Consider the following 3,891-nt stretch of genomic DNA (forward strand, 5'->3'; position numbering starts at 1 on the left):
CTGCGGAACAGGGGCTGACCCGGGTTCTGGCGGGGGGCACCGATGTGCTGGTCCAGCTTAAATCCGGCATGGTCGAACCCGACCTGATCGTCGATATCAAGAAGATCCCCGGCATCCGGCAGATCACTGCGGAAAACAGCGGTTTTCGTATCGGGGCAGCCGTTTCGGGTGCCGAAATCGGCGAGCATGCCGCCCTTTGCGCGGCATGGCCGGGCGTGACCGAAGGCGTGCAACTGATCGGGTCGACACAGGTGCAGGGCCGCTGCACGATGGTCGGCAACCTCTGCAACGGCTCGCCTGCCGGTGATGCCGTGCCCTCGCTGGTGGCCGCCAATGCGGTGGCGCGGATCGCCGGACCCGGCGGGGAGCGTGACTGCCCCGTCGCGGATATCCCGGCAGGCCCCGGCAAGACCACGCTGAAGAAGGGTGAGATCATCACCTCGATCTTCCTGCCCGCACGGCCTGACCGTGCCTCGGACGCCTATCTGCGCTTCATCCCGCGCACCGAGATGGACATCGCCGTCGCCTCGGCCGGTATCGCGCTGGAGCTAAACGCCGATGGCACGGTCAAGGCGGCCCGGATCGTTCTGGGCGCGGTGGCACCAACCGTCGTCGTGGCCGAAGCGGCGGGCGCGGCGCTGGTCGGATCAAAACTTGATGACGACACGCTCGCGACAATGGCCAAGGCCTGCGAGGCCGTCTGCAACCCGATCGACGACAAACGCGGCACGATCGAATACCGCACCAAGACGGCGGGAACGCTGGCCAAGCGTGCCGCCCTCATCGCCTATGCCCGCGCCGGAGGTTTGAAATGACCAAGCTGCATGTCTCCACCACGATCAACGGCGATCCCTTTGAGTTTCTCTGCACACCGGATGAAACGCTGCTAGATGTGCTCCGCAACCGGCTCGGCCTGACCGGCGCCAAGGAAGGCTGCGGCACCGGAGATTGCGGCGCCTGTTCGGTGACGGTGAACGGGCGGCTCGTGTGTTCCTGCCTCGTCCTCGGGGCCGAGGCCGAGGGGGCCGAGGTCACCACGATCGAAGGCATGGCCGAGGGTGATGACCTCCACCCGCTGCAACGCCACTTCATCGAGGGCGCAGCTTTGCAATGCGGGATCTGCACGCCGGGTATCCTCGTCGCCGCAAAGGCGCTTCTGGAAAAGAACCCGGACCCGAGCGATGAGGAACTGCGCTATTGGCTGGCGGGCAACCTTTGCCGCTGCACCGGTTATGACAAGATTATCCGCGCCGTTCAGGCAGCGGCAGCCGAAATGAGGGGGGCCTGACATGTCGCTCGACGAATACGTGAAACGCGAGTTCAAGCAGGTCGGCACGCGGGTCAGTCGCCCCGACGGGGTGGACAAGGTCACCGGACGGGCGATGTACGGGGCCGACGCCACCGCGCCCGGCATGCTGACGGGCCGCATCCTGCGCTGCCCCCATGCCCATGCGCGGATCAAGAGCTTCGACATCTCGGATGCCCTTGCCGTGAAGGGCGTGAAAGCCATTGTGACGGGTGACGACTTTGCCGTGCCCGAGGATGACTTCATCCGCGACGTGCAGGAAAACTGCATGGCGCGCGGCAAGGCGCTTTACGATGGCCATGCTGTCGCCGCCGTCGCCGCGACCGATGCGGCGTCTGCCAAGGCTGCCCTGAAACTGATCAAGGTCGACTACGAAATCCTGCCCCATGTGACCGATGTCGATGAGGCGATGAAGCCCGGCGCGCCGGTCGTGCAGGCGGGACGGGTGCAGGAAAACGTGCCGTCAGGCCATTCGGAAAACGTCACCGCGCATTTCGAATTCGGTCACGGCGATATGGCGGCAGGCTTTGCCAAGGCCGACAAGATCATCGAGCGGTCGTTCAAAACCGCAGCCACCCATCAGGGTTATATCGAACCGCATGCCTGCCTCGCCTCGGTGACGTCCGACGGCAAGGCCGATCTCTGGTGCTGCACGCAAGGACAATTCAATGTCCGCACGCTCTGTGCCGAGATCATGGGGATGGAGGCAAGCCAGCTTCGTGTCACCGCCTCGGAGATCGGCGGCGGCTTTGGCGGCAAGACGACGGTCTTCATCGAACCTGTCGCGCTGATGCTTTCGAAAAAGGCGGGCCGCCCGGTCAAGATCGTGATGACGCGCGATGAGGTATTCCGGGCGACCGGCCCGACCGTTTCATCCTCGTCCGACGTCAAGATCGGCATGACGAATGACGGCCGGATCACGGCGGCAGAGGCAACCTTGCGCTATCAGGGCGGGGCGTTTCCCTGTGGGACGACGGAATTCGGTTGTTCGTCGGCCTTCGCGGCCTATGACCTTGAAGCCGTGCGGACTTATGGCTGGTCGGTCCTGACCAACCGCCCGAAGGAAGCCGCCTATCGCGCGCCCGGCGCGCCGATGGCGGTATATGCGGTCGAAAGCGTGGTTGATGAACTGTGCCTCGAACTTGGCCTCGACCCCTTGGAAACCCGCCTGAAGAACGCCGCGCGCAAGGGCACGAAATCCTCCTACGGGCCGACCTTTCCCGATATCGGGCTGGTGGCGACGCTGGAGGCGGCAAAGGCCCATCCGCACTACACGGCCCCGCTTGAACCCGGTCAGGGCCGGGGACTTTCCTGCGGCTTCTGGTTCAATTTCGGCGGCAATACCTGTGTCAGCCTGAACGTGAACACCGACGGCACGGTCGGCATCACCGAAGGCAATCCGGATATCGGCGGCAGCCGCGCCTCGATCAGCCTGATGGCGGCCGAGGAACTGGGCATTCCCTATGACCGTATCCGCACCATCGTCGCCGATACCTCGTCGCTCGGCTACAACGATGTGACCGATGGCAGCCGCGTGACCTTCGCGGTGGGGCTGGCCACGATCAAGGCAGCCCGCGATGCGACCCGCAAGATGTGCGCGCGCGCGGCAAAGATCTGGGGCATCGACGAAGAGGCGGTGGAGTGGAAAGACGGCGCGGCTGTGCCCGCCGGTCCCAATGCCGGTAAGTTCCCGCCGATGACTTTGGCCGAGATTGCCGCAGTGTCGGCCGAGACTGGCGGCCCCATCGCCGGGCATCATGAGGTCAATGCCGATGGCGCGGGCGTCAGCTTTGGCGTCCATCTTTGCGATGTCGAGGTCGACCGCGAAACCGGCGCAACCAAGGTTCTGCGCTACACGATCTTTCAGGATGCCGGAAAGGCGGTGCATCCCGACTATGTCGAAGGCCAGATGCAGGGCGGCGCGGTGCAGGGCATCGGCTGGGCGCTGAATGAGGAATATATCTACGGGACCGACGGGCGACTTCAGAACCCGACCTTCCTCGATTACCGCGTGCCGGTCGCCTCGGACCTGCCGATGATCGAGACGGTGATCCTTGAGATCCCCAATCCCGGCCACCCCTACGGCGTGCGCGGTGTGGGTGAGACACCCATCGTGCCGCCACTTGCGGCTTTGTCGAACGCAGTCTCGCATGCGACGGGCATTCGCATGACCGAACTGCCGATGTCCCCGCCGCGGATCCTCAAGGCGCTCGGGTCCTCCTGATGGTCAAGGTCCTGCTTTGGGGTTCGCTCCGGCAGGCCACCGATGGGCTGACCGAGGTGGAGGTCGAGGCCGCGACCTTCAAGCAGCTTCTCGACCGACTGGGCGAGGCTTATCCCGGCCTGCAACCGCAGATAAAGCGAGGCGTTTCGATGTCGTTGAACGGGGTCATCTACCGCGAGGCATGGTTCACCGAAATCCCGCCCGAGAGCGAGGTTGTCCTGATGCCTTACATGACTGGCGGATAGCACCCGGCGACCGTGGTTTTCGGCGCGGGCGTCGTTTTTTCCTGAAATCCGTCGTAATTTCGTCAATCCGTGCGCCGGATTCGACGCATTCCGTATGAAAGGGGTCGTTCTTGCCG

General features: G+C 64.3%; 4 protein-coding genes. All 4 read left to right on the plus strand.

Annotation, left to right across the window (positions count from 1 at the left end; translation table 11 throughout):
* Nucleotides 1-815 (plus strand): FAD binding domain-containing protein (locus WBB85_RS03300; protein ID WP_432637194.1); only part of this gene is annotated, 815 nt, incomplete at its 5' end.
* A complete protein-coding gene (locus tag WBB85_RS03305; RefSeq protein ID WP_432637195.1) occupies nt 812-1,288 on the plus strand; it encodes a (2Fe-2S)-binding protein in 477 nt (158 codons plus the stop codon). The genes WBB85_RS03300 and WBB85_RS03305, both read left to right, overlap by 4 nt.
* A 1-nt stretch (nt 1,289) precedes the next feature.
* The gene (locus WBB85_RS03310; RefSeq protein ID WP_432637196.1) at nt 1,290-3,530 is read left to right on the plus strand and encodes a xanthine dehydrogenase family protein molybdopterin-binding subunit; all 2,241 of its coding nucleotides are present in this window, start codon (nt 1,290-1,292) and stop codon (nt 3,528-3,530) included.
* Nucleotides 3,530-3,775, plus strand: coding sequence for a MoaD/ThiS family protein (locus tag WBB85_RS03315; protein ID WP_432637197.1), 246 nt, complete (start codon nt 3,530-3,532; stop codon nt 3,773-3,775). Before WBB85_RS03310 ends, WBB85_RS03315 begins: the two co-directional genes overlap by 1 nt.
* Nucleotides 3,776-3,891 lie beyond the last annotated feature (116 nt).

The sequence above is a fragment of the Albidovulum sp. genome, from assembly GCF_049646345.1.
In the GTDB taxonomy this organism is placed as follows: domain Bacteria; phylum Pseudomonadota; class Alphaproteobacteria; order Rhodobacterales; family Rhodobacteraceae; genus Albidovulum.

Excerpts from the sequence above, each read along its gene's own strand:
- WBB85_RS03315 (WP_432637197.1), top strand. The coding sequence starts at position 3,530 with ATGGTCAAGGTCCTGCTTTGGGGTTCGCTCCGGCAGGCCACCGATGGG.
- WBB85_RS03305 (WP_432637195.1), top strand. The coding sequence starts at position 812 with ATGACCAAGCTGCATGTCTCCACCACGATCAACGGCGATCCCTTTGAG.
- WBB85_RS03310 (WP_432637196.1), top strand. The coding sequence starts at position 1,290 with ATGTCGCTCGACGAATACGTGAAACGCGAGTTCAAGCAGGTCGGCACG.